Source organism: Brachybacterium endophyticum (genome assembly GCF_003130585.1).
Lineage (GTDB): Bacteria > Actinomycetota > Actinomycetes > Actinomycetales > Dermabacteraceae > Brachybacterium > Brachybacterium endophyticum.
Genome location: NZ_QFKX01000004.1, coordinates 19,975 through 45,129, shown reverse-complemented (window position 1 = coordinate 45,129; position 25,155 = coordinate 19,975). Strand labels below are relative to the sequence as shown.

The following is a 25,155-nucleotide window of genomic DNA, read 5'->3' as shown; positions in this document are numbered from 1 at the left end:
ATCACTGACCGCCCTTCTGGACGAAGGAGCGCACGAACTCTTCGGAGTTCGACTCCAGGACGGAGTCGATCTCGTCCAGGAGGTCGTCGGCGCCCTGTGCGGAGGCGAAGACCTGACCACCGGCGGCGGTCTCCTCGCTGCTGTTCTCGTCGTCCGACGGGCCGGAACCGTGCAGGCTCTGCTGGGACATGGTGTCTCCTCGGGGTCGTGGGATCAGTGGGACGGGTCGGTGCCGACGGCGCTGCCGGCGTCGGCGTCGGGGCCGGGGACGGTGGCCGTGTCCGCCGCGGCGCGGGCAAGGGCCTCGAGCACATCGGGCAGGGCGGCCTCGGGGTCGAGGCCCAGTGCCTCGCACCAGGGGCGGGAGCCGATGCGGGGATCGGCCAGGCGCACCCGGGTGGTCGAGCCGTCCTCGGCGGCCAGTGTGATCACGTCCCAGCCGGTGGAGGCGACCTCACCCCGATGGTGACGGACCAGGCGGCCGCGCAGGTAGGCGCGGGTGCTCGCCGGCGGCGTGCCCACGGCCTCCTCCACCTCCTGGTCGCTCACCAGGGTGGCGACGCGGCCGGCACTGCGGAGCTTCGTGAACAGGCTGCGCTGGGGGCGGAGGTCGCCGAACTGGAGGTCGATCGCCCGCAGCCGGGCATCGCCCCAGTCCAGGCCCGCGCGAGCGCGGTAGCTCTCGAGGAGCTGGTGCTTGGCGACCCACTCGATGCGGTCGGCCGCGCGTGCCGGCTCGGTCTCCAGGGCCTGGAGCAGCTCCGACCACAGGTCCAGCACCTCGGCGGTCTCCGGATCGGTCCGATCGGCGTGCGCGCTCACCGCTTCGAGATGGGCGCGCTGGATCTGCAGGGCCGTGAGCTCGCGTCCGTCCGCGAGCGGGACCGTCCGCGTCAGTGTGGGGTCGTGGCTGATGTCCCGCAGGGCCTGCACGGGGTCGGCGAGCTCGAGCACGGGGAGGATCCGCGCCCCGCTCTCCTGCTCGGCCTCGAGCGCGGCGAGGACGAGCGAGGTCATGCCCATCTTCAGGAACGTCGAGGTCTCCAGCAGGTTCGCGTCGCCGATGATGACGTGGAGACGGCGGTGGCGCTCGGCGTCGGCGTGGGGCTCGTCGCGGGTGTTGACGATCGGGCGGTCCAGGGTGGTCTCCAGCCCCACCTTCTCCTCGAAGAAGTCGGCCCGCGAGGAGATCTGGAACCCGGGCTCGGTGCCACGGGTGCCCAGCCCCACGCGGCCGGCGCCGACCAGGATCTGCCGGGTGGCGAAGAAGGGCAGCAGCGCCTGGACGACCCGTTCGAAGGGCACGTCGCGCGCGAGCAGGTAGTTCTCGTGGGTGCCGTAGGAGGCGCCCTTGCCGTCGGTGTTGTTCTTGTACAGGGCGACCTCGGGGACGCCGTCGGCGGCGGCGAGGAGCTCCATCGCGCGCTGGGCCACCACCTCGCCCGCCCGGTCCTGCAGGACGGCCTCGCGGGCGCTCGTCACCTCGGGTGAGGAGTACTCGGGGTGGGCGTGGTCGACGTAGAGGCGCGCGCCGTTGCTCAGCACGGTGTTCCCGATCGAGCGTCGCGCGGCCCAGGCGAGCACCTCGGCGTCGCTGCCCTCGGGGGCGATCTCGGGCGCCTGCAGCGGCATGTCCATGTCGATGCTGGGCAGGTGCGCGTCGTGCACCTGATCGGTGAGCTGCGTGGGATGGGCGGCGGCCCGGCGGATCTCGAAGCCGCGGGCGTCGCGCAGCGGCGACTCGTCCCCGTAGTCCCAGCGCACGCGCCGGCCGCGGGTGCCCTCGGCGGGGTGCAGGAGCCCGTAGGCGCCGACCACCAGGTGAGAGAGCGCGATCGAGCTGCTGGCCTCTCCGGTGCGCGCATCGAGCGCGGCGTCCAGGATCCCGAACTCGGTCTCGATGCCCATCACGCGCTCGGTCACCAGTCCGCGGCGGGCGTCGGGGGCCTGGTCAGACATCCCGGGCTCCCTCCTGCTCGTCCTGTGCGGCGAGGATGCCGCCGGCGCGCAGCGGCACCACGTGCTCCACACGGCGTCCGCGCCGGCCCGAGATCCGGGCCCAGTCGTCGGGATGCGCCCCCGAGGGCAGGTCCTCGTTCTCGGTGAACTCCTGGGCCACCGCCTGCTCGAGATGCTCACGGCCGATGCCGCTGGTCCCCGTGTTCAGGTAATCCTTGACCGCGTACTTCTTCGCACGATCGGCGATGTTGCGCAGCGTCGCCCCGGAGACGAAGTCACGGAAGTGGAGGGTCTCGGAGCTGCCGTCGGAGTACTCCAGCCGCACGAAGGCGGTGTCCTCGCCCTCCGCATAGATCCGGTCGACGGCGACATCGAGAAGAGCCTCGTGGTCCTCGCGGACAGGGACGCTCCGGTCGAGGTAGAGCGCGAGGATCTCGCGGGCCGCGGCCGCGTCGGGCCGGCGGATCCGGATCTTCACGTCCAGTCGGCCCGGGCGCAGGATCGCCGGATCGATCATGTCCTCACGGTTGGAGGCGCCGATCACGATCACGTTCTCGAGGGACTCGACGCCGTCGATCTCCGCGAGCAGCTGCGGGACGATGGTGGTCTCCACGTCGCTCGAGAGGCCCGTGCCGCGGGTGCGGAACAGCGACTCCATCTCGTCGAAGAAGACGACGACGGGATGACCCGACTCGGCCGCCTCCCGGGCGCGCTCGAAGACCAGGCGGATCGACCGCTCGGTCTCCCCCACGTACTTGTTGAGCAGCTCGGGGCCCTTGACGTTGAGGAAGAAGGAGCGCTGGAGCGCCTGCTCGACGCTCACTCCCCTGGCCTCCGCCGAGCGCACCGCGAGCTCGTGGGCGACGGCCTTGGCGATCATCGTCTTGCCGCAGCCGGGAGGGCCGTACAGCAGCACGCCCTTGGGCGGGCGCAGCCCGTACTCGCGATAGAGGTCCTGCTGCAGGAAGGGCAGCTCGACGGCGTCGCGGATCGCCTCGATCTGCTCCCCCAGCCCGCCGATCCGGGCGAAGGAGGTGTCGGGGACCTGCTCGAGCACGAGGTCGGTGATCTCGGCCCGGTCGATGCGCTCGAGGACGAGCTGGGCGCGCAGATCGGCGAGCACGTGGTCCCCGGCGTCCAGCGAGACCTCCTCGACCGCGCCGGAGCGGCGGAAGGCGCGCAGGTCGTCCGGGCCCACCTGGACGAGCACGCGGCCGTCCTCGAGGGACTCCTCGACGACGATCACGCTGCCCGTCTCCTGGGTGGGGACGACGTCCACGACGGCGAGCCCCTCGTTCAGGCGCAGCTCGGCACCCGGTCGCAGGGCCTCGAGGTCGATCTCGGCGCTCGTGGCCACGCGGAGGCGTCGACCGTTGTGCAGCACGTCCACCGTGGTGCCCTCGGTGCGGCGCAGGAAGGTCGCATAGGAGTTCGGTGGGTCGCCGACCCGCTCGAGGTCGTTCTTGAGATCGACGATCTGGGCGCGGGCCGACCGCAGGCTGGCGACCAGTCGGTCGTTCTGCGCGACGTAGCGATCGAGCTCCTCGGTCATCTCCTGGTAGGTCTTCATTCTCACCGGTCCCGGCCCTGGCGGATGTCGCGCAGGGCTCGCTTGATCTTGCGGGGGGCGACACCGCGCTCCCCGATGTCCTGGCTGCTCCACTCGCCCGTGGAGCCGCCGAAACCCTCGTTGTCCGGATGGTTCAGCTCGGCCTCGTCCTGGGAGCCCGGTGCCGGTCGGCGGGTGCGACGCAGGGCCTGGGTGCCGTGGGCGGTGCGGCGGGCGGTCAGGAGGAAGCCCGTGTGGGCGTTCATCCGGTGCTCGGGCCGCACGGCGAGCCCCTCGAGGTGCCAGGGACGCACGAAGGATTCCCATGCGGAGGGCTCGGTGAACTCCCCGTGGTCGCGCAGGGCCTCCGCGGTTCGGGAGAGCTGGGTGACGGTCGCGACGTAGGCGAGGTAGACGCCCCCGGAGACGAGCACGCCGGCCGCGGCGTCCACGCACTCCCAGGGGGCGAGCATGTCCAGGACCACGCGGTCGGCGCTCTCGCCCTCGTCGGCCATGCTCGCGGCGACCTCCTGGAAGTCACCGACGCTCAGGGTCCAGGTCTCCGGCGTGCCGCCGAAGAAGGTGTCGACGTTCTCGCGGGCGACCTCGGCGAACTCCTCGCGGCGTTCGATCGAGTGCACGCTGCCGTGCTCGCCGACGGCCCGCAGCAGGGCGGTGGTCAGACCTCCCGAGCCGACGCCGGCCTCGAGCACGCGGGCGCCCGGGAAGATGTCGCCCCACATGAGGATCTGGGCGGAGTCCTTGGGGTAGATGATCGCGGCACCGCGGGGCATCGAGAGCATGTAGTCGGAGTACAGCGGACGCAGCGCCTGGAACGCGTTGCCGTGGGAGTCGTGGACGACGACGCCGTCCCGGGCACCGATCAGGTCCGTGTGCCGCAGGACCCCCCGATGGGTGTGGAACTCGCCGCCCTCACGGAGGGTGATGGTGTGCAGCCGGTTCTTGACGTCGGCGAGCTGCACCTTGTCCCCGAGCACGAAGGGGCCCGTGCGGTCGAGTCCCGGTCGCGCGGCGGGCGGGGCGGGCACCTGCGCCGCCGGGATCGCGGACTCCTGACCGGTGTCAGGAAGGGGAGTCTCATCGGCAACTGGGGTCATGCTCACCAGTCTAGGCGTCAGCGCTGCTGGAGGGCACGATCGACCATCGCGGTGGTGACGACGCCGACGACGTCGCCGCGCTCGTCGACCACCAGGTGCAGGGCGCGACGCTGCTCTTGGATCTCGGCGACCAGCTCGTCGCCCTCGAGGGTGACGGCGAGGCGACCGGGGGGACCGAGCCAGGTGGTGACCGCGCCGACGGGCACCCTCTCGTGCTCCTGGGACGGGACGGAGCGCACGGCGTCCTCGTCCAGCAGCCCGGCGCCGTGCGCGGGGTCGAGCACGAGAACCTGCGGGCCCTGGGCGGGCAGCTGCGAGAGGACGGCGTCCGAGCGGACCAGGGCGACGGGGCTCATCACCTCGCGCACCCGGAGCGTGCGTACGCGCTCGTGCAGGCCGGCGTCGTGCAGGGCCTCGCCGGCTCCGCGCCACAGCATGGCGGCGATCATGAAGCCCCACATCACCAGGATGAGGCTGGTGGTGGAGGGGAAGCGCAAGGCGGTCAGCAGCGGGCCGGCCACCACGATCACGGCGATCACGCGGCCCGCCCAGGCGGTGATGCGGGTGGCCGACGCCGGGCGGCGCAGGAGCGCTCCCAAACCCGCTTCGACGGCGCGCCCGCCGTCCATCGGCAGGCCGGGCAGCAGGTTGAAGACCGCGAGCGCCCAGTTCAGGCTCGAGATCATCGTCAGCAGATGCGCCGTCGCCCCCTCCTGGCCGACGCCGTTCCCGAGCAGGCCGGCGGCGATCGCGAGAACGAGGTTCACCGCCGGTCCGGCGAGCGAGATCAGGACCGAGGAGAGAGCTCCCACGCGTCGCGCGCGGTACGTCGTGTGCCCGCCCCAGAGCGTGAGCGCGATGTGGTCCACGTGCGCTCCCGAGGCCCGTGCGACCACCGCGTGGCCGATCTCGTGCAGGGCCACCGAGAGCACGAGCGCGAGAGCCACGCCGACGGACAGCGCGAGAGCCGCCCCCGAGGAGATGCCCGGGATCGACTGGAAGCCCGGTGCGACCAGCAGCGCGACCACGGCGATCATGACCAGCGTCGCGGCGGACAGCTGGATGGGTGGAAGACCGGGCAGGCGCAGTCTGGGCGCGGGCATTCGTCCTCCGGGCACTCGCGGATGATCACGGGGTCACCGCACCCTACGCGGCCCACCTGGGGAGACCTAGACTGATGCGATGACCCGCATCGCCATCTGTGCATTCAGCGGCTGGAACGACGCCGGCGAGGCGGCGACGGGAGCCCTCGAGCTGCTGCTGGAGGCGTGGCCCTCGCACACCATCGCGCGGATCCCGGCCGAGGAGTTCGTCGACTTCCAGGTGCACCGACCCGAGACCCGGCTGGACGCCGACGGTCGCAAGGTCATCGACTGGCCCGACACCCGCATCGACCTGGTGACCCCGCCCCAGGGCCCCGAGCTGCTGCTCGTCCACGGCGCGGAGCCGTCCCTGCGCTGGAACGCGTTCTGCCGGCAGGTCCTGGACCGGCTGCTCGGGGCCGACGCCTCACGCCTGATCTCCCTGGGCGCCCTGCTCGGCGACGCCCCGCACACGCGCCCGCTGCCGATCAGCGACCAGGTCGAACCCGGCCGAGCGGAATCGGCCGACCCCGAGACCTACGAAGGGCCGATCGGGATCCCGACGGTCCTCGCCCGCGCCGCCGTCTCCCTGGGCGTGCGCACCTCCAGCATCTGGGTGCAGGTCCCCCACTACGTCTCGCAGAACGCCTCCCCCAAGGCCGTCCTGGCTCTGGTGCGCGCGCTGCAGGACCACGTCAGCGCGCCGATCCCGGTGCGCGAGCTCGAAGAGGACGCGGAGGCCTGGGAGCGGGGCGTCGAGGAGCTCTCGCGCAACGATCCCGACATCTCCGAGTACGTCGCACGTCTCGAGGAGGCGCAGGACGCCGAGGACCTCCCCGAGGCGTCGGGCGATGCGATCGCCAAGGAGTTCGAGCGATTCCTGCGCCGACGCGAGGGCGAGGACTGAACCTCCGGTCAGGCCGTGAGGCTCGCCGTCAGGCCGTCAGCGTGATGCCGAAGAGGGCGTCCAGCGCGGCGGGCACGTCGGCCGGACGCTCCGCGCCGGGGTCCTCGGTCGGGACGGCGCTGCTCGGCACGGACTCGCCGGCGGCCCACGCGTCGAGCAGCACGAGCGCCTGCGGGGTGTCGAGGTCCTCGCGCAGGGCCGCGCGCAGACCCGCGACCACGTAGGCGTCGGCCTGGTCGCCAGCCTCCCGTCGAGCGGCGGCGCGGTAGGCGTCGAGACGGCGCTGCGCGTGCTCGAGGTCCTCGTCCGTCCACTCCCAGTCCGAGCGGTAGTGGTGGTCCATCAGGACCAGACGGATGGCCATCGGGTCGACCCCGCGCGCGACCAGGCGGGAGACGAACACCAGGTTCCCCAGGGACTTGCTCATCTTCTCGCCCTCATAGGCGACCATCCCGGTGTGCGGGTAGGTGCCGGCGAAGGGGCGTCCGAGCGCCGTCGCGTGGGCGGCGCACATGTCGTGATGGGGGAAGACCAGGTCGCGACCGCCGGCCTGGACGTCGAAGGGGAGGCCGAGCGCGCCGCGCGAGATGCACACGCACTCCACGTGCCATCCGGGACGGCCCCGGCCGAGCTCCGCGGCGTCCCAGGCGGGCTCGCCCTCGCGCTCCGCGCGCCACAGCAGCGGATCGAAGATGCCCCGCTTGCCCTCGCGCTCGGGGTCTCCCCCGCGATCGGCGAACACCTCGAGCATCTGCTCCTGGTCCCATCCGCAGACGGCGCCGAGGGAGCCGTCCATCGCCAGGTCGAGGTACCAGTCGTCGCCGGAGGCGTCGGCCGTGGGGACCCGGTAGGCGCGGCCGGAGGCCCGCAGCTCCTGCACCAGGTCGATGATCTCGTCCATGGACTCGCTGACCGAGCGATAGGTCTGCGGGGCGAGGATCCGCAGGTGCTCCATGTCCTCGCGGAACAGGTCGGTCTCGCGCTCGGCGAGGTCCTTCCAGTCGATGCCGTCGCGCGCGGCCCGCTCGAGCAGCGGATCGTCGACGTCGGTGACGTTCTGGGCGACCTCGACCTCGAGACCCTGGTCGAGGAAGGCACGGCGCATGAGATCGGCCGCGTGGTAGGTCGCGGCATGCCCGAGGTGGGTGGCGTCGTACGGCGTGATGCCGCAGACGTAGAGGCGGGCGCGGCTCTGCGTCAGCACGGGGACGGGGGCGATCCGGTCGGTGCGCGAGTCGTGCAGCCGCACCGGGAGTCCGGAGGCGGGAAGCGGGCTGATCAGGGGCGAGTTCCAGGAGCGCACCCGTCGATCATACGGACCCCCGGGCCGCGCGGGATGCCTGGGAGGCATGCCTCACGCGATCAGGCCGTGGACCCCGCGAGCGGATCCAGGACGCCGGTCGTCAGCAGCACGATGAGCAGCAGCCCGGCGCCGACGCGGTAGACCACGAACGGCAGGTAGGAGCGGTTCTCGATGAGCCGCATGAACCACACGATGACCGCGTAGCCGATGCCGAAGGCGACGAGGGTCGCGATGATGATCGCGAGCAGCGAGGGCTGGCCGGCCGCAGCGGCCTCCGCGCTGCCCCGAGCGCTCAGCAGGGGCGGGAGCTCCTTCGCGGCCTTGTAGAGACCCGAGGCGAAGACGGCGGGCACCGCGAGCAGGAAGGCGTAGCGGGCCGAGGCACGACGGGTGTAGCCCATCGCCAGTCCCGCCGTGATCGTGCCGCCTGACCGGGAGACGCCCGGGATCAGCGCGAGCGCCTGCGCCAGTCCGAACAGGATGCCGTCGCGCCAGCTGAGGCGATCGAGCTCCTTGCGCTGGGGTCCGAGGCGGTCAGCGAGGGCGAGCAGGATGCCGAAGCCGATCAGCATCGCGGCGGTGATGTAGAGATTGCGCAGGCCGTGGTCGATCTGGTCCTCGAAGGCCAGCCCCAGGACGCCGATCGGGATGGAGCCCACGATCACGAGCCAGCCCATGCGCACGTCCGGGTCCGACTGCGGCACCCGGCCCGCGAGGGCGCGGCACCAGCGGCCGATGATCCGCGAGATGTCCTTGCGGAAGTAGAGCAGGACGGCGGTCTCCGTGCCGAGCTGCACGATGGCGGTGAAGGCGGCGCCGGGATCGGCGCCGGGCATCAGCAGCTCCCCCACCACACGCAGGTGTGCGCTGGAGGAGACGGGCAGGAACTCGGTGAGTCCCTGGACGATGCCCAGGATGATCGCGTCGAGGACGGACACTTCGGCTCCTGAGGGCGGCGGGGGCGGCGGACAGGTGGGCCCGACGCGGACGCCGAGCCCCGCACACAGTACGCGGCGCCCGCCGCTGTGGCGGGCGCCGCGCAGGTGCTCGAGGCGAAGATCTCGGGTGTGAGGCTCTGATCAGGGCCTCGGTGGCGGATCCGTCAGCGGGTGGGGAAGTCCGCCTCGTCCTCGTCGGTGTCCTCGTCCTCGAATCCGTCGTCGTCGCCCTCGACGTCGAGGTCGTCGTAGTCGTCGTCATCGTCGTCGAAGTCGTCGTCATCGTCCTCGCCGTCGAAGACGATCAGGGGCGTGGCGATGTCGTAGGCGTCGAACAGGGCGTCGTCGTATGCGTCGAAGGCCGTGGTCAGGCCCTCCGTGGCCGCCTCGAGGGCGGGGTCGTCGTCGCCGCGCGAGGAGGCGGCGGCCTCGTAGTGCCGTTCCAGAGCTGCGATGAGTGCGGCGAGGGCCGAACGCGGATCCGTGTTCATGGTTGGACGGTACCGCGTCGATGGGCACAATGGACAGACCTCGATCCCGGGCTCGGGTCATTCCGTGCTCGGACCTCCCTCTCGCTGCTCAGGAGGTGTGCCCCCGTGCCCAGGCCGCAGGGACCCCCGCCGTTCCGCCGACTGCCGCTCCCCGCCGCGCGTACACGGGGCGACCTGCCCGTGGAGCGTGGCCGCACGCCGGAGGACTACGAGTTCCAGGTCCTCGCCGTGCCGCGTGGCACCTCGTTGGGGAGCGTGCGCAGCGCGCTCGCGGCCGAGTCCGAGTACGGGCGCTGGGACCTCGTGCGCACGCGGCTGTACATGGGAGGCGAGAGACGCGTGTGGATGCGTCGACGGATCATCCGGGTGCGCTCGAGCCTGCCGCGCTGAGCCGGCGCGCGCCGGACGGTCCGCTCGGGCGGTTCCGGCACGCACCAGGCCCTCCCCACCGCGGGCTCGTCCACAGACTGGCGAGGATCGCTGCGCGCCACGGCGGACTCTGCTGGAATGCTCGCGTGAGCCACGTCCCCGCCCTGCTGCTCCTGCCTCTGCTCGCGGTCTACCTCCCCCATGCCGTCGTCCTCAGTGCGATCGACGGTGCCGAGCACCGGCTGCCCAACCGCTGGGTCGCCTCGCTCACGCTGCTGCTGGCGGCGGCGCTCGCTCTGCTGGCGGCGCTGCAGGTGGAGCTGCGCCCCCTGATCGGTGCTGCTGCCGTGATCGCGGTCGTGGTGGCCGCGCTGGGCGTCGCCGTCGCTCTCGTCGCGCCGCGCCTGATCGGGATGGGCGATGCGAAGACCGCCCCGGCCGTGGTGCTGATGAGCGCGGCGATGGGGCCGGAGGTGCTGATCGCCGGGGCGCTCGCGACCGCCGTCCTCGGTGGGCTCGTGGGGATCGTGGTGATGGCAGCGACCCGTTCGGCCGGCACCCGCTTCGCCTTCGGTCCCCTGCTGCTGGCCGGCCCGTTCCTGGGCCTGCTGGGTGCCGATGCGGTGCGTGCTGCCCTGGGGACCTAGCGGCCCTCGGATCCCTCGTCCGTGCGCGGCTGCTGCGCGGGGGAGGCGCCGGCGCCGGGGTAGCCGGCCTGCCGCCACGCCTCGTACACCGCGATCGACGCCGCAGACGCCAGGTTCAGCGAACGCCGGGCGGGCAGCATCGGGATGCGCACCCGTGAGGTGATCCGCGGATGCGCGAGCACGTCCTCGGGCAGCCCGGTCGGCTCGGCGCCGAACAGGAGGATGTCGTCCTCCTGGTACTCGACGTCGGCGAAGGAGTCGTCGGTGTGCGCAGTGAAGGCGAAGACCCGCGAGTGCGGCAGGGCGCTCAGTGCATGCTCGAGGTCCGGATGGACCGTGGTGGTCGCGAGGTCGTGATAGTCCAGGCCGGCTCTCCGCAGCTTGGAGTCCTCGAGATCGAAGCCCAGCGGCTCGACGAGGTGGAGCGGGGCGCCGGTGACGGCGGAGAGCCGGATCGCGCTGCCGGTGTTCCCGGCGATCCTGGGCTCGTGGAAGAAGACATGGACCATGGACCGATCTTTTCACCCCGGACCTGCAGATGGCGCGCGGAGGGGTCCTCACGTCCATGGACTTCCCAGTAAAGGGTGGGTAAAGTACGGAGCTGTTCGCGATGCTGCGGCGACCGCCGTCCCTCTCCGCGGGGATCCGGGCCCGGCGTCCGAAAGTCCACAGGGAGGTGGAGATGTCCGCGAGCGCGACGACCCACGAGGAGTCGCTCACACCCGTCGAGCAGCCGCTCGATCCTGCCCCGCCGACGATCGAGATGTCGGAACCGGGCGCCGCGACCTCCCCTCCCCTGCCCTCATCGCCCGCGCTCGTCGCCCCGTCGGCCGCAGCGGCCGTTCCCGCCGCCGAGCCGGGCGCCGTCACCCGCCGACGTCCGGATCCGGTCGAGGACCTGCTGCGCCGTTGTGCGGCGCTGTCCGCTCGTGCCCGGGTCGACGTGATCTCCACCCCGGGCGCCCACTCCCTCGCGGAGCTGCGGGAGGTGATCGCCTCGCTGTTCGCCCTGGAGGCTCCGCTGGATCATCTCGCCGAGGGCCACCTGCCGACGCTCGCCGTCGCCGCCCTCGAGGACCTCCGCCACCAGCTCGCCGAGCACCCGGCGCCCCTCCCCGTGCACGAAGCGCTGCAGGACGTGGATCTCGCTCTCTCCCTGCTGCGGCCCACCCCGCCGATCGTCCGCGCGTGACTCTGTTCACGATCGACCGTGGGGAGCGTTCTCGGTGGTGGAGCCGTGCTTTGTGCGTGCTAGAGTCGCCATGTCGCAACAGCGCGACCACCTCGTCCGGGTGGCGGAATTGGTAGACGCGCTAGCTTGAGGTGCTAGTGACCGTATTAGGTCGTGGGGGTTCAAGTCCCCCCTCGGACACCGACGAAGGCCCCCGATCCGCTCAGCGGATCGGGGGCCTTCTGGTTCACGCCCGCTGCTGCACCCGGGCCGAGCCCCGGCACGCTCCGGCTCCCCGACGGCACCACGTCACCGTCCCCAGGACGGCGCCGTGGGAGATTCAGCGGCTCCCCAGGGCCTCGAGTGCCGCGTCCCGCATGGCGTCGAGCGGCGCTGCCTCGATCCCGAGCATCGAACGCAGCTGCAGGTCGGCCTGGTGGATCAGCATCTCCAGCCCGCTCGCGACCTCTCCCCCGTGTGCGCCGACGAGCGCCGAGAGCGGCGCGGGCCAGGGATCGTAGAGGGCATCGAGCAGGACCAGCGGCATCGGGGGCAGCGAGCGCTCGGACCAGGACTCCGCGAGGGCATGCGCGCCCTCGATCGCGAGGGCGCTGATGACGACGTCGGCCTCGAGGACCTGCTCGCTGCCCGACCAGGGGATCTCGGTGATGGCGATGCCCCGGTGTTCGGCGAGCTGGCGGAGCGGGGCGAGCTTCCCGGGGCTGCGGGCACTCAGCAGCACCCGGCGCACTCCGAGCTCGGCGGCCGCGGCGACGGCCGAGAGGGCGGTCGCCCCCGATCCCAGGATTCCGGCGACGGTGGGATCCGTCGCCCGCCCTGGCGTGGAGCCCGGCAGATGGTCGCGGAGGGCGGCCGTGATCCCGTGGACGTCGTGGTTCTCGGCCCGCCAGCTGTCCTCGCCGGTGCGCAGGAGCGTGTTGGCGATGCCCAGCTCGCGGGACGTCGCATCGTGCTCGTCGGCGAGGTCGTGCGCCTCGACCTTGTCGGGCATGGTCACGCTCAGGCCTTGGAGGCGTGTCCCCTCGCCGTCCCGCAGGAAGGCGCCGAGCGTCCCCGCGGGCACGTCGAAGCGCTCGTAGTCGGCGTCGGTGACGCCGAGGCTGCGGTACGCGGCGGTGTGCAACACCGGGGAGAGGGAGTGGGCGATCGGCGAGCCCACCACGGCGAAGCGACGCATGACCTCAGCCGTCCGTCTTCTGTGCCGAACGGTCCTTCCACTCCTGGACATACTTCTCGTGCTCGGAGTAGGTGTCGGCGAACTTCGTCTCCCCGGTCTTGGTGTCGACCGTGACCCAGTACAGCCACTCGCCCTTGGGTGGATGCACGGCGGCCTCGAGGGTCTCGCGGCCGGGGTTGGAGATCGGCCCGATCGGAAGACCCTCGTGGAGGTAGGTGTTGTACGGGCTGTCCTTCGCGCGCTGCTCGTGCGTCGTGGAGACCGAGTCGCTGTCCGAGACGTAGCTGACCGTCGAGTCCAGCTGGAGCTTCATGGACCCGCCGTGGGCGTCGCCTGCGCCCTCCAGACGGTTCTCCATGGTGCGCACGGCCATGCCGTAGTCGTGCGGGTCGCTGACCTCCTTCTCCGTGATCGAGGCCAGGGTGAGGACCTTGACCCGGTCCTGGTCCTTCACGCCGAGCTCGTCGAGCTGGCCGTCCATCCGCTCCCACATCATCGTCAGCACGTCGCCGGCCGTCGCATCCTCCGGGATGTCGTAGCGGCCCGGCCACAGGTATCCCTCGGGGCTGTTCGCCGCGTTCTTCGGGATGCCGTAGTCGGTGTAGTGGGAGGCGGCCTTCTCGAAGTCCTTCACCGGGATCCCGGTGGACTTCGACATGCGCTCGAAGATCTCCTTCATCCGCATGCCCTCCGGGATCGTCACGCGGGCACCCGTGAGACTCGAGGGATCCATCAGCGCGTCGAGAGCGGAGGACGAGGACATCTTCGTGTTCAGGCGGTAGGAGCCGGGCTGGATCTGACTGGCCTCCTGGGTCGAGCCGAACAGCCGCACGAAGGGTGGGGAGGACTTGATGACGTCGTGGTCGACGAGCGTCGCGGCGATGTCCGAGCCGGAATCGCCCTCGGAGACCTCGACGACGGTCTCCTTGTCGCTGCCCGAGCCCGTGTAGTCCTCCTCCTTCGCCTGCCCGATGCTCACGTGGCCGCTCAGCCAGGAGTAGCCGTAGACGGCGCCGACGCCGAGGGCGCCGACGACGATCAGCACCAGCAGGATCGGCAGCACGTGCAGCGGGGACCGCCTCCGGCGCTCCGGCTCGAGGCCCGCGCCCGCCAGGGGGTGGCGGTCGTCCTCGTCGTCCTCGTACTCGTCGCGTTCGTCGTCCTCCGCGACGTCGTGACGGTCATCGTCCGCGTCGTCGAAGTCCTCGTGGTGGTACTCGTCGTGCTGCTCCGCGCCGTCCTCGTGGTCGCCGTGCTCGTTGTGCTCGTTGTGCTCGTTGTGCTCGACGTCGCCGACGGGCCGACGCTCGTCGGTGGCGGTGGCGGTGGCGGTGGCGGCGACGGTGGCGCGAGGGTCGTCATCGTGACCTTGGCGCCCGTCCTGCTCGGACGGTTCCTCAGTCTCCTCGTGCCGTTCCGACGGGGCCGCGGCGGCGATGCCGGCGGCTCGTTCGGGCGTGGACGCTGTGTCCTCGTCGGCGTCCTCGCGCAGCGCCCTCAAGGAGCGGCGGGCCTCCTCGAGCGCCCGCTGGTGCTCCGGGTCCCGCTCGAGCGAGGCCCGTCGGCTCCCGGCCGCGGCGGGCTGGGCCTCCTCGCCCTGCTCGGGTCTGTCGATCGACTGCTGGGCGGAGCCGTCCTCGTCGCGTCGGGCGCGGCGGCCGTGGGTCCGGGGCCGTCGCACGTGCGGAGAGGGATGGGCTCGCGTGCTGTCCTCCGACTCGCCCTCGCTCATGCGTCATCTCCCTCGACGTCGGTGTCCGCCTCGAGCAGTTCGCCGGGCGCACGGCCCGTGCTGCGCTCGAGATCCAGCGCCTGCTGCAGGATCATCACCGCGGCCACCTGGTCGACGACCGTGCGGTGGCGGCGGCCCTTCCGGCCCGAACGATGGAGAGCCTGATGGGCCGTGACGGTCGTCAGCCGCTCGTCGACGAAGCGGATCTCGGCCTCGACGTCCTGCGAGAGCAGGGCCGCCTGCAGGTCCGTGGCGAAGGCGCGTGCCTTCGCCGCGGCAGGTCCCTCCTGACCGCTCAGGGAGCGCGGAAGCCCGACCATGATGGCACGCGCCTCCAGCTCCCGGGCCGACGACACGACGGCGGCGACCGCCTCCTCCCGCGGCAGCGTCTCGACCGGTGTGGCGAGCAGCCCGTCCAGATCGCTGCGCGCGAGGCCCACCCGCACGTCGCCGACGTCGACGCCGAGACGGACGAAACGCGCAGGCGGCTGTGTCGCGCCGTCCGCGTCGGCTCCCGGTCCCAGCCCGGTCGGCGGCATCAGGAATCGTCGCCGAGGGCGGCGGCGATCGTCGACAGCGCCGCGGAGGCCAGCGCGGGATCGCCGCCGCCTCCCTGCGCCATGTCGTCCTTCCCGCCGCCACGCCCGCCCATCGCCTGGGCGGCGTCCTTCAGCAGGACGCCGGCGCGCTGCCCCTCCGTGCGCGCGGCGGCGTTGGTGGCGACCACCAGGGCCGCCCGGCCGCTCTCGGACCCGGTCACGGCCACGACCGCGGGAGAGTCCTCGCCCAGGCGAGAGCGCAGGTCCTGCGCGAGAGTGCGCAGATCCCCCGCCGCCACGCCGTCCCCGGCATCGTGCAGGAGAGCGCGCACCCCGCCGATCGTGCGGGTGCTCTCGACCAGACGGCCCGCCTCGGCCTGCAGCTGCGCGCCGCGCATCGTCGCGAGCTGCTTCTCGGCGTCGCGGACGCGCTGGGTGAGCGCGCGCACGCGCTCGGGCAGGTCGTCGGCCCCGACGTTCATGATCTCGGAGAGCTGCGAGACCAGCGCCCTCTCCTTGGCCTGGTGCCGATAGGCGTTGAGCCCGACGAGGGCGTCCACGCGGCGCACCCCCGAACCGATCGAGGACTCCCCGACCAGCTGCACCGAGCCGAGCGCGCCGGTGAAGGGCACGTGGGTGCCGCCGCACAGCTCGCGGGACCAGTCCCCGCCGATCGAGACCACGCGCACGATGTCGCCGTACTTCTCGCCGAACAGTGCCTGCGCACCCAGGGCCTTGGCCTCGTCGATGGGCATCTGGGCGTCGGTGACGGCGAGCTCCTGCTGCAGGAGGGTGTTCACGCGTCCCTCGATCTCACCCAGGCTCGACCGCGGGACGGCCTGACCGAAGCGGAAGTCGAAGCGCATCCGTCCGGGCGAGTTCTCCGAGCCCGCCTGGGTCGCGCCGTCGCCGAGCTCCTCGCGCAGTGCCTGGTGCACCATGTGGGTCGCGGTGTGGGCCCGGGCGATCGCACCGCGACGCTCGGTGTCGATCGAGGCGACCGCGCTCTCCCCCGGGTGCGCTCCTCCCTCGACGAGCCGGCCGCGGTGCACCGGGAGGCCCTTCACCGGCGCCTGGACGTCGTCCACCTCGATGATGCCGCCGCCCGCCAGCGAGATCTGGCCCTGATCGGCGAGCTGACCGCCCATCTCGGCGTAGAACGGGGTGGAGGAGAGGACCACCTCGACGCTCGCGGGGGCCTGGACGTCGTCGACCAGCGCACCGTCGACCAGGACGGACTCGACGGAGGTGGCGACGGTGGACTCGGTGTAGCCGAGGAACGGGACGGCCTCGCCGCGCTCGCCCAGCAGACGGTTGTACAGGGCGGTGTCCGTGTGACCGGTCTTCTTCGCCGCGGCATCGGCGCGGGCGCGCTCGCGCTGCTCCGACATGGCCGCGCGGAAGCCCTCCTCGTCGACGCTCAGCCCGACCTCCTGGGCCATCTCGAGCGTCAGGTCGATCGGGAAGCCGTAGGTGTCGTGCAGGCGGAACGCCTCCTCGCCGGGCACGCTGCGGGCACCCGCGTCCCGGACGCCGCCGACGACCTGCTCGAATCTCGCCGTGCCGGCCTGCAGGGTGCGGCGGAACGCCTCCTCCTCGGCGTACACGATGTCGCTGATCCGCGAGAAGTCCGGACCCAGCTCCGGGTAGGACTCCTTCATCAGACCGTGCGAGACCGGCAGCAGCGAGGGCATCGACGGCTCGTCGTAGCCGAGCAGTCGCATGGAGCGGACCGCGCGACGGATCAGGCGGCGCAGGACGTAGCCGCGTCCCTCGTTACCGGGGCGCACACCGTCGGCGACCAGCATCAGAGCGCTGCGCACGTGGTCGGCGACCACGCGCATCCGCACGTCGTCCTCGGCGTCGGCCCCGTAGACGCGACCGGTGAGCTCCTGCGCCGCCTCGATGACGGGGAAGACCTGGTCGATCTCGTAGAGGTTGTTCCTGCCCTGCAGGATGTAGGCGAGTCGTTCGACGCCGAGGCCGGTGTCGATCGCCTTCTGGTCGAGCTCGCCCAGCAGCGGGTAGTCCTTGCCCTTGCCTTCGCCGCGCAGGAACTGGTCGAACACGAGGTTCCAGATCTCGATGTAGCGGTCCTCCGCCTCCGGGGAGCCGGGCCACTCGGCCTGGCGCCCGCTCGGGGCCTCGGGGCCGAACTCGGGGCCGCGGTCGTAGTGCCACTCCCCGGTCGATCCGGCAGGGCCGGGCTGGCCGGTGTCCCAGCAGCTCTCCTCCCACGGCAGCAGGACGATCCGGGACTCCGGGAAGCCGACGGTCTGCACGAGGTGCTGGTAGGACTCGGAGTCCTCCTCCCACAGCGTGATCCACAGCCGCTCGGGATCCAGCCCGTACCCGCCCTCGTCCTGGGAGCTCGTCAGCAGCTCCCAGGAGAAGTCGATCGCGCCCTTCTTGAAGTAGTCGCCGAAGGAGAAGTTCCCGGCCATCTGGAAGAAGGTGCCGTGGCGGGTGGTGCGCCCGACGTTCTCGATGTCATTGGTGCGGATGCACTTCTGCACGCTCACCGCCCGGTCGTAGGGCGCCTTCTCGGTGCCCACGATGTAGGGGATGAAGGGGACCATCCCGGCGATCGTGAACAGGATCGAGGGGTCGGAGGAGACCAGCGAGGCGCTGGGCACGACCTCGTGCTGCTTCTTCGCGAAGAAATCGAGCCAGCGACGATGGATCTCGGAGGTGCGCATGGGGGGCGGGGTCCTTCCTGGGCCGTCCGGACGAGGGACGGGATGGGCGTGGAGGAAGCGGGGCGCGGACGACGAAGCCCCGGTCAGGGTACGTGGAGCACACCTGCCGGGGCACGTCCCGCGCGGCTCACCGGCCGCGCGGGTGTTCGTCGCGAGGGGTCAGCGAGCGTAGTACTCGACGACCAGCTGGACCTCGCAGGTCACGGGGACCTCGGAGCGCTTGGGACGCGAGACCAACTTCGACTTGAGCTGATCCAGCTCGACCGACAGGTAGGAGGGCGTGGCGGCGAGGACGTCGCTGTTGCCCCCCTCTGCGGCGATCTGGAAGAACTCGGAGGCCTGGGAGCGCGGCTTGACCTGGAGGGTCTGCCCGACCTTCACGCGGTAGGAGGGGCGATCCACGATCTTGCCGTCGACCATGATGTGGCGGTGGCTCACGGCCTGACGGGCCTGCAGGATGGTGCGGGCGAAGCCCGAGCGCAGGATCAGCGAGTCCAGACGCATCTCCAGTAGCTCGACCATGCTCTCGCCGGTCAGGCCGGCCTCCTTGCGCGCATCCAGGTAGATGCGGTGGAGCTGCTTCTCGCGCAGGGCGTACTGCGCACGCAGACGCTGCTTCTCCTTCAGACGCACCGCGTAGTCGGACTCGGTGCGGCGGCGAGCACGGCCGTGCTCGCCCGGAGGGTAGGGACGCTTCTCGAAGTACTTGACCGACTTCGGGGTGAGCGGGAGCCCGAGGGCTCGGGACAGGCGCGCCTGGCGACGCGCGCGGGTGACGTTGGTCACGAGGAATACCTCTGTTCGCGTGGTGTGAATCCAGTAAGGCAGCCGCGGATTCAGCGGCCCACTCTATCGGGGTGCTCGATCCCCCTCAACTCACCTGCGCCGATGTCACGCCCGCAGGGCTGTGGAGTCGGTCACGGCGACGGGGCCGGGTCCCACGATCCCGCCGGCGACGAGCTCAGGAACCCCGGACGATGCGGCGCAGCTCCGGGAGGCTGCGGGCGATCGCGGCCTCGGCACCCCGGGTGGTCGGCTCGTAGTAGACGGTGCCGTCCTCGGCGAGGTCGTCGGGCAGGTACTGCTGGGCGGCGACCCCGTGGGGCTCGTCGTGCGCGTACCGGTATCCCTCGCCGTGACCGATCGAGGTCGCTCCGGCGTAGTGGGCGTCACGCAGGTGCGCCGGGACCCCGGCACCGCGACCCGAGCGGACATCGGCGATGGCGGCGTCCAGGGCACGATGGGAGCGGTTGGACTTGGGCGCGGTGGCGATGTGCACGACGGCCTGGGCCAGTGGGATCCGACCCTCGGGCATCCCGAGCATCTGCACCGCCTGCATCGCGGCGACAGCGACCTGGAGCGCCTGCGGATCGGCCATCCCGACCTCCTCGCTCGCGGCGATCACGACCCGGCGGGCGATGAACCGCGGGTCCTCCCCCGCCTCGATCATCCGAGCCAGGTAGTGCAGGGCCGCATCGGGATCCGAGCCGCGCATGGACTTGATGAAGGCGCTGGTGACGTCGTAGTGCTGGTCGCCGGCGCGGTCGTAGCGCAGGGCCGCGCGGTCCACGGCCTGGGCGAGGGTGTCGGCGTCGACGACCTCCTCGCCCTTCATCAGCGCCGCTCCCGCGGCGGCCTCGAGCGAGGTCAGGATCTTGCGGGCGTCCCCGCCGCCCAGTCGGAGCAGGGCGGCGCGGGCGTCGTCGGTGAGCGTGATGGTGCCGCCCAGTCCGCGCTCGTCCGTGAGCGCCCTCTCGATCAGCTGCTCGAGATCGGACTGCTCGAGGGACTCGAGAGTGAGCACGATCGAGCGCGAGAGCAGCGGGGAGATCACCGAGAAGAAGGGGTTCTCGGTGGTGGCGGCGATCAGGGTGACCCAGCGGTTCTCGACGCTGGGCAGCAGGGCGTCCTGCTGGGACTTCGAGAAGCGGTGCACCTCGTCGACGAAGAGCACGGTCTCCTTGCCCGTGGTGCGCAGGCGCGAACGGGCGCGGTCGACCACGTCGCGCAGCTCCTTGACGCCCGCCTGCACGGCGCTGACCTCGACGAACTCGCGGTCCCCGGAGGTCGCCACGACATAGGCGAGGGTGGTCTTCCCGGTGCCCGGCGGACCCCACAGGATCACCGAGGCGGGAGCGGTGCGGGCGTCGTCGGCCGCGACCAGGCGGCGCAGCGGGCTGCCCGGATCGAGCACCTTGTGCTGGCCGACGACCTCCTCGAGGGTCCGCGGTCGCATGCGGACGGCCAGCGGTGCCCGATGGTCGCGGTTGCCCTCGCTCAGGGTGCGCGGCGCGGGCGCATCCCCCGAGAGGCTGAACAGGTCCTCCTCCATCGCTCCAGCGTAGGCGTCAGGACCGACGGGCCAGACCGCGGGCGATCCGGCCGGGCCAGGACGGACCCTCGTAGATGAGTGAGGTGTACCCCTGGACGAGGTCCGCGCCGGCCTCGAGTCGCTCACGGACGTCCGCGGCGGTGACGATGCCGCCGCAGCTGATGATCGTCATCTCGGCCGGCAGGGTCTCCCGCAGGATCCGCAGGATCTCCCGGGAGCGGGCGGCGAGCATCGGGCCCGAGAGGCCGCCCGCGCCGATCCTCTCGATGCGATGCCGAGCCGTGCGCAGGTCGCGCGGGCGATCGATGGTCGTGTTCGTCGCGATCACGCCGTCGAGGCCGAGGTCCCGCGCCAGGGAGGCGACCGCGCGCACGTCGTCGTCGTGCAGATCGGGGGCGATCTTCACCAGGACGGGGATGCTCCTGCCGAGCCGCGAGCCGACCGAGCGAGCCTCCTCGAGGACGGCGGTGAGGATCGGGCGGAGCGCGTCGGTCGCCTGCAGGTCCCGCAGCCCCGGCGTGTTGGGACTGGAGACGTTGATCGCGAGGTAGGAGGCGTAGGGGGCGAGCGTGCGCGCGCTGAAGCGGTAGTCCTCCGCGGCGTCGGGCAGGAGCGTCGCCTTGGTCTTGCCGATGTTCACGCCGATGACCGCGCGCTGGCCCCGCTCGGTGCGACGCACCGAGCTCAGACGCTTGGCGGCCGCGGCCGCCCCGTGGTTGTTGAAGCCCATCCGGTTCACCAGCGCCCTGTCCGCGAGCAGCCGGAAGGAACGGGGACGGGGATTTCCGGGCTGCGGCTTCGCCGTCACGGTCCCGACCTCGACGTGGCCGAAGCCGAGGTCGAGCAGGGCCAGCGGCACCTCGGCGTCCTTGTCGAACCCCGCGGCCAGACCGAAGGGCGTGGGGTGGTCCAGACCCAGGGCGTGGACGGGAGCGGTGCCGGATCCGAGCGGCGCAGGCGTCCGGAACAGGGCGCGCAGGACCGCCGTGCCGCTCGGGACCGACTGCGCCAGGCGCAGGGCCTGGACGGTCGCGCGATGGGCCCACTCGGGGTCCGTGCGCGTCAGCACATGGTCGAACAGCAGTGCATACGGGCGCAGGAGTCTGGACGTGCTCACGGGGCAACCGTAGTTCCTGCGGCGGAGGCCTCGCGGACCTCGGCGCGCCGGTGGACGAGCAGGTAGACGATCGCGACGATCGGCAGGACCAGCGGCACGAACCCGTAGCCGGATCCGAAGTGCGACCACACGGTCGTGACCGGGAAGATCCCCGGGACGAGGGCGGAGAGCGTGCCGACCACGAGGATGCCCGCCAGCTCGATCGCGCACACCCAGAGCGCTGCCCGCGACCGCCCGCCGCGGCGCACCAGGAGGATCGTCACCAGCAGGTAGGTCGCGGCCGAGAGCACGGAGAGCGTGTAGGGCAGCGGAGCCTCTGTGAACTTCGTGGCGAGCTCGAAGGCGGCCCTGCCCGTCGCGGCCAGGGCGAGGATCCCGTAGACGACGATCAGCAGCGTCGCGAAGCCACGCTCGCGCCGGTGCACGCTCCCGGTGGGATCCACGCCGGGCTCCTCGTCCCCTCGCGTCGTGGTGGCCGACGGGAGGGCGACGCCCTCTCCCGTCGCGGGTCGAGGCGGGGGCGTGTCGGTCGGGCTCATAGGGGGCCTCCGGGCCAGATCTGGGGCAGACGCATCTGCAGGACGAACTGGGTCAGCGCGGCGATCGCGATCCCGGCGCTCCCCCATCTGCTGCGCTCGGTCGCGCCCAGCCAGGCGGCGCCGAGCGGCATCACGAAGCCGGTGGCCAGGTAGCCGTACAGGGTGATGCGATCGGGTGCGGGGCCGGCGCTCAGATCGCTCCAGGCGATGACGAGGCCCTCGAGCAGCCACAGCAGCATGATCAGGGCGGGCCCGGCGAGCAGCAGCAGGTCCGCGGCGAGCTGCTTGGCGACGTAGAGCAGGGCGAGCGCTGCCGTGATCCCCGAGGCGACGTAGACGAGAACGGCGAGCACCGCCACGAGCGCTCCCCTCCCGGCGCCCGGCGGCACCGCACAACGAACCTGCGGATCACGGTCCGCGGCCGGCTCGGTCGGAGGGCCGCGAAGCGCCCCCTACGATAGAGGAATGGCCTCCATCACCACATCCTCCTCAGCCGTCACCTCCGTCACTGCCGACGTCCTGGTCCTGCCCGTGCTCACGGGCGAGGGGGACGCCGGTCCGTCCGTGCCGGACGTGCCCGCGCTGGATGCCACCCTCGCGGCCGTCGGGGTCCGCGGCAGCCGTGACGAGCTCACCCGTGTGCCGGCTCCCGAGGGAGTGGCCGCCGGTTCCGTTCTGCTGACGGGTCTGGGCGTCGAGTCCCTCGATCAGGCCGATGCCGTCACCCTGCGTCGTGCCTTCGGTGCCGCCACCCGTTCGCTGGTGGGCGTGGGCGATGCGGCCGTCGCGCTCCCGGGCGGCGATGCCGAGCAGCTCGCCGCCGCGGCCGAGGGCGCGGCCCTCGGGGCCTACGCCTTCACCTCCCACAAGTCCGACGCCTCGGCGAGCACCGCAGCTCTCGCGCGGATCCAGCTGATCGCCGAGGGCGACGCCGCCGCCACGGCCCAGCGCGCGGCGACCCTCGCCGAGGTCGTCGACATCACCCGGGACCTCGTGAACACTCCCCCGAACCTGCTGTACCCCGAGTCCTTCGCGGCGCGCGCCCGGGAGGCCGCCTCCGGGCTCCCGCTCGAGGTGAGCGTGCTGGACGAGAAGGAGCTCGCCGAGGGCGGCTACGGCGGCATCGTCGGCGTCGGCAAGGGATCCGCCCGCCCGCCGCGGCTGGTCCGGGTGCGCTACTCCCCGTCCGACGCCCGCTCCCACGTGGCCCTGGTCGGCAAGGGCATCACCTTCGACACCGGCGGCATCTCGCTCAAGCCCGGCCCCGGCATGGACGACATGACCTCCGACATGACGGGTGCGGCGACCGTGCTGGCCGCCGTGGTCGGCGCCGCCCGTCTCGAGCTCCCGGTCACCGTCACCGCTTACCTCGCGATCGCCGAGAACATGCCCGGCGGCGGGGCGCAGCGTCCCGGTGACGTGGTGACGATGCGCGACGGCCGCACCGTCGAGGTGCTCAACACCGACGCCGAGGGCCGCATGGTGATGGCCGACGCGCTCGTGGACGCCGTCGCCGAGTCGCCCGACCTCGTCATCGACGTGGCCACCCTGACCGGGGCGGCCGTGGTCGCACTCGGCGACCGCACGGGCGCCGTGATGGGGACCGACGACGCCCGGGCCGAGCTGCTGGAGGCCGCGGAGGCGGCCGGCGAGCCGTTCTGGCCGCTGCCCTTCCCCGAGGAGCTGCGCGCCGGGATCGACGGCCGCGTGGCGGATCTGCGCAACATCGGAGCGGGTCGCTCCGGCGGCGCGCTCACGGCCGGGATCTTCCTGCGGGAGTTCGTGGGCGAGACGCCGTGGGCGCACCTCGACATCGCGGGGCCCGGTTTCGCCGACTCGCCCCAGGGATACATGGGCAAGGGGGCGACCGGCATGAGCGTGCGCACCGTGCTGGCGGCCCTGGAGGCCCGCGCCCGCTGAGACGTGCTCGACCCCACCGTGCCGGCCGCGTGGTTCCGGACATCGCCGGGCCTCCACGTGGCCTAGCATGGTGGGGTATCCGGCGTGGCCGCCATCGACCGCGCCAGTTCGGACGACCCGAGGGAGCTCACCGGTGACGGAATCACCCACTGACCAGTTCGACATCGTCATCCTCGGAGGCGGCAGCGGCGGCTATGCGGCCGCGCTGCGCGGCGCGGAGCTCGGCAAGAGCGTCGCCCTCGTCGAGAAGGACAAGTTGGGCGGCACCTGTCTGCACCGCGGCTGCGTGCCCACCAAGGCCCTCCTGCACGTCGGCGAGGTCGCCGACAACGCCAAGGAAGGCAGCACCTTCGGCCTGGACATCGACGTCAAGGGCGTGGACGTCGAGCAGATGCTCGGCTTCAAGGACAAGGTCATCGGTCGCCTGTACAAGGGCCTGCAGGGCCTGGTGAAGAGCCGCAAGGTCGAGTACGTCGAGGGCTTCGGCCGCCTGAGCGGCCCGAAGACCGTCACCGTCGAGACCGAGAACGGGACCCGCACCCTGACCGGGGAGAACGTCGTCCTGGCCTCCGGCTCCTTCTCGAAGTCCCTCCCGGGGCTCGAGCTGGGCGGGCGCGTGCTCGACTCCGAGACCGCCCTGCAGCTGCCCGAGATCCCGAAGAACCCCATCATCCTGGGCGGCGGCGTGATCGGCGTCGAGTTCGCCTCGGTGTGGAAGTCGCTCGGCGCCGAGTCGGTCACGATCGTCGAGGGCCTGCCCCACCTCATCGCCAACGAGGACGAGTCGCTGTCCAAGGCGCTCGAGCGCGCCTTCAAGAAGCGCGGCATCGCCTTCTCGCTCGGCATCTTCTTCGAGAAGTGCGAGCAGACCGAGAACGGCGTGAAGGTCACCCTGGCCGACGGCACCGTCTACGAGGGCGACTACCTGCTGGTCGCCGTGGGCCGCGGCCCGAACACGAAGGACCTCGGCTACGAGGACCAGGGCATCACGATGGACCGCGGCTTCGTGCTCGCGGACACCGAGACCCTCGAGACCAGCGTCCCCGGCGTCTACGCCGTGGGCGACATCGTGCCCGGCCTGCAGCTCGCCCACCGCGGCTTCCAGCAGGGCATCTTCGTGGCCGAGCGCATCGCCGGCCTGAACCCCGCCCCGATCCTCGAGTCCGGGATCCCGCGCGTCACCTACTGCGAGCCCCAGGTGGGCTCCGTGGGCCTCACCGAGAAGCAGGCCAAGGAGCAGTTCGGCGACGACGGCGTCGAGTCCTACGAGTACGGCCTCGGTGGCAACGGCAAGTCGCAGATCCTGGCGACCACGGGCTTCGTCAAGCTCGTGCGCGAGAAGGACGGCCCCGTCGTGGGCGTCCACATGATCGGCACCAACATGTCCGAGCAGATCGGTGAGGCGCAGCTCATCGTCAACTGGGAGGCCTACCCCGAGGACGTCGCCTCCCTCGTCCACGCCCACCCCACGCAGAACGAGGCCCTGGGTGAGGCGCATCTGGCGCTCGCCGGCAAGCCTCTGCACGCCCACGCCTGAGTCGCCCC

General features: G+C 71.8%; 24 protein-coding genes and 1 tRNA gene. 7 read left to right on the top strand and 18 right to left on the bottom strand.

The window, feature by feature from the left end; translation table 11 throughout:
* Position 1: 1 nt before the first annotated feature.
* Genes DEO23_RS10705 through DEO23_RS10685 form a run of 5 tightly spaced genes read right to left on the bottom strand, consistent with a single transcriptional unit; the run spans position 2 to position 5,729 of the window.
* Positions 2-190 (bottom strand): ubiquitin-like protein Pup, encoded by a 189-nt coding sequence (locus tag DEO23_RS10705; RefSeq protein WP_109276031.1) that lies wholly within the window; start codon positions 188-190, stop codon positions 2-4.
* Between the two features lie 23 nt (positions 191-213).
* Positions 214-1,959: a depupylase/deamidase Dop gene (gene dop / locus DEO23_RS10700; protein WP_109276030.1), complete on the bottom strand. Its 1,746-nt coding sequence runs from the start codon at positions 1,957-1,959 to the stop codon at positions 214-216.
* On the bottom strand, positions 1,952-3,529 hold the full coding sequence (gene arc, locus DEO23_RS10695) for a proteasome ATPase (RefSeq protein ID WP_109276029.1): 1,578 nt from the start codon (positions 3,527-3,529) through the stop codon (positions 1,952-1,954). Before arc ends, dop begins: the two co-directional genes overlap by 8 nt.
* 2 nt (positions 3,530-3,531) lie before the next feature.
* Positions 3,532-4,626: a tRNA (adenine-N1)-methyltransferase gene (locus DEO23_RS10690; protein ID WP_109276028.1), complete on the bottom strand. Its 1,095-nt coding sequence runs from the start codon at positions 4,624-4,626 to the stop codon at positions 3,532-3,534.
* A 17-nt stretch (positions 4,627-4,643) separates the two neighbouring features.
* Positions 4,644-5,729 carry a site-2 protease family protein gene (locus tag DEO23_RS10685; RefSeq protein WP_109276027.1) on the bottom strand — a complete coding sequence of 362 codons (1,086 nt, stop codon included), beginning with the start codon at positions 5,727-5,729 and terminating at the stop codon, positions 4,644-4,646.
* A gap of 79 nt (positions 5,730-5,808) precedes the next feature.
* On the opposite strand from DEO23_RS10685, the gene DEO23_RS10680 reads away from it, so the two are divergent.
* Positions 5,809-6,615 (top strand): PAC2 family protein, encoded by an 807-nt coding sequence (locus tag DEO23_RS10680; RefSeq protein ID WP_109276026.1) that lies wholly within the window; start codon positions 5,809-5,811, stop codon positions 6,613-6,615.
* A gap of 28 nt (positions 6,616-6,643) precedes the next feature.
* Here the strand turns inward: DEO23_RS10680 and mshC are convergent, their stop codons facing one another.
* From mshC to DEO23_RS10665, 3 genes are all read right to left on the bottom strand, one after another.
* A complete protein-coding gene (mshC, locus tag DEO23_RS10675) occupies positions 6,644-7,918 on the bottom strand; it encodes a cysteine--1-D-myo-inosityl 2-amino-2-deoxy-alpha-D-glucopyranoside ligase (RefSeq protein ID WP_109276025.1) in 1,275 nt (424 codons plus the stop codon).
* Between the two features lie 59 nt (positions 7,919-7,977).
* Positions 7,978-8,856, bottom strand: coding sequence for an undecaprenyl-diphosphate phosphatase (locus DEO23_RS10670; protein WP_109276024.1), 879 nt, complete (start codon positions 8,854-8,856; stop codon positions 7,978-7,980).
* Positions 8,857-9,020: 164 nt separating this feature from the next.
* Positions 9,021-9,347, bottom strand: coding sequence for a DNA primase (locus DEO23_RS10665; protein ID WP_109276023.1), 327 nt, complete (start codon positions 9,345-9,347; stop codon positions 9,021-9,023).
* A gap of 105 nt (positions 9,348-9,452) precedes the next feature.
* Here DEO23_RS10665 and DEO23_RS10660 point away from each other — a divergent pair, with 105 nt between their 5' ends.
* Positions 9,453-9,737: a DUF5703 family protein gene (locus DEO23_RS10660; protein WP_420808025.1), complete on the top strand. Its 285-nt coding sequence runs from the start codon at positions 9,453-9,455 to the stop codon at positions 9,735-9,737.
* A 125-nt stretch (positions 9,738-9,862) separates the two neighbouring features.
* Positions 9,863-10,363 (top strand): prepilin peptidase, encoded by a 501-nt coding sequence (locus DEO23_RS10655; protein WP_109276022.1) that lies wholly within the window; start codon positions 9,863-9,865, stop codon positions 10,361-10,363.
* Here the strand turns inward: DEO23_RS10655 and DEO23_RS10650 are convergent.
* Positions 10,360-10,872 (bottom strand): tRNA (cytidine(34)-2'-O)-methyltransferase, encoded by a 513-nt coding sequence (locus DEO23_RS10650; protein ID WP_109276021.1) that lies wholly within the window; start codon positions 10,870-10,872, stop codon positions 10,360-10,362. The two genes, DEO23_RS10655 and DEO23_RS10650, sit on opposite strands and share 4 nt — an antisense overlap.
* Before the next feature lie 173 nt (positions 10,873-11,045).
* Here DEO23_RS10650 and DEO23_RS10645 point away from each other — a divergent pair, with 173 nt between their 5' ends.
* Entirely contained in the window at positions 11,046-11,555 is a 510-nt protein-coding gene (locus DEO23_RS10645) for a hypothetical protein (RefSeq protein WP_109276020.1), read from the top strand.
* 94 nt (positions 11,556-11,649) lie between these two features.
* Positions 11,650-11,735 (top strand) — tRNA-Leu (locus tag DEO23_RS10640).
* A 139-nt stretch (positions 11,736-11,874) separates the two neighbouring features.
* Here the strand turns inward: DEO23_RS10640 and DEO23_RS10635 are convergent.
* The 9 genes from DEO23_RS10635 to DEO23_RS10595 form a co-directional block, all read right to left on the bottom strand.
* Positions 11,875-12,732, bottom strand: a complete 858-nt coding sequence (locus tag DEO23_RS10635; RefSeq protein ID WP_109276019.1) for a shikimate dehydrogenase — start codon at positions 12,730-12,732, stop codon at positions 11,875-11,877.
* Positions 12,733-12,736: 4 nt separating this feature from the next.
* Positions 12,737-14,464: an endolytic transglycosylase MltG gene (mltG, locus tag DEO23_RS16250; protein ID WP_205678949.1), complete on the bottom strand. Its 1,728-nt coding sequence runs from the start codon at positions 14,462-14,464 to the stop codon at positions 12,737-12,739.
* Positions 14,461-15,003 (bottom strand): Holliday junction resolvase RuvX, encoded by a 543-nt coding sequence (gene ruvX / locus DEO23_RS10625; protein WP_109276018.1) that lies wholly within the window; start codon positions 15,001-15,003, stop codon positions 14,461-14,463. Before ruvX ends, mltG begins: the two co-directional genes overlap by 4 nt.
* Positions 15,003-17,702, bottom strand: coding sequence for an alanine--tRNA ligase (gene alaS / locus DEO23_RS10620; RefSeq protein ID WP_109276017.1), 2,700 nt, complete (start codon positions 17,700-17,702; stop codon positions 15,003-15,005). The genes ruvX and alaS overlap by 1 nt, the downstream gene beginning before the upstream one ends.
* Before the next feature lie 159 nt (positions 17,703-17,861).
* Positions 17,862-18,488, bottom strand: coding sequence for a 30S ribosomal protein S4 (gene rpsD, locus DEO23_RS10615; protein WP_109276016.1), 627 nt, complete (start codon positions 18,486-18,488; stop codon positions 17,862-17,864).
* Between the two features lie 175 nt (positions 18,489-18,663).
* Positions 18,664-20,034 (bottom strand): replication-associated recombination protein A, encoded by a 1,371-nt coding sequence (locus DEO23_RS10610; protein WP_109276015.1) that lies wholly within the window; start codon positions 20,032-20,034, stop codon positions 18,664-18,666.
* Between the two features lie 16 nt (positions 20,035-20,050).
* On the bottom strand, positions 20,051-21,151 hold the full coding sequence (locus DEO23_RS10605) for a quinone-dependent dihydroorotate dehydrogenase (protein ID WP_109276014.1): 1,101 nt from the start codon (positions 21,149-21,151) through the stop codon (positions 20,051-20,053).
* On the bottom strand, positions 21,148-21,690 hold the full coding sequence (locus tag DEO23_RS10600; RefSeq protein WP_240613356.1) for a hypothetical protein: 543 nt from the start codon (positions 21,688-21,690) through the stop codon (positions 21,148-21,150). The genes DEO23_RS10605 and DEO23_RS10600 overlap by 4 nt, the downstream gene beginning before the upstream one ends.
* A complete protein-coding gene (locus DEO23_RS10595) occupies positions 21,687-22,049 on the bottom strand; it encodes a hypothetical protein (protein WP_109276012.1) in 363 nt (120 codons plus the stop codon). Before DEO23_RS10595 ends, DEO23_RS10600 begins: the two co-directional genes overlap by 4 nt.
* A 106-nt stretch (positions 22,050-22,155) precedes the next feature.
* Here DEO23_RS10595 and DEO23_RS10590 point away from each other — a divergent pair, with 106 nt between their 5' ends.
* Positions 22,156-23,610, top strand: coding sequence for a leucyl aminopeptidase (locus DEO23_RS10590; protein WP_109276011.1), 1,455 nt, complete (start codon positions 22,156-22,158; stop codon positions 23,608-23,610).
* Between the two features lie 133 nt (positions 23,611-23,743).
* Entirely contained in the window at positions 23,744-25,147 is a 1,404-nt protein-coding gene (lpdA, locus tag DEO23_RS10585) for a dihydrolipoyl dehydrogenase (protein ID WP_109276010.1), read from the top strand.
* Positions 25,148-25,155 lie beyond the last annotated feature (8 nt).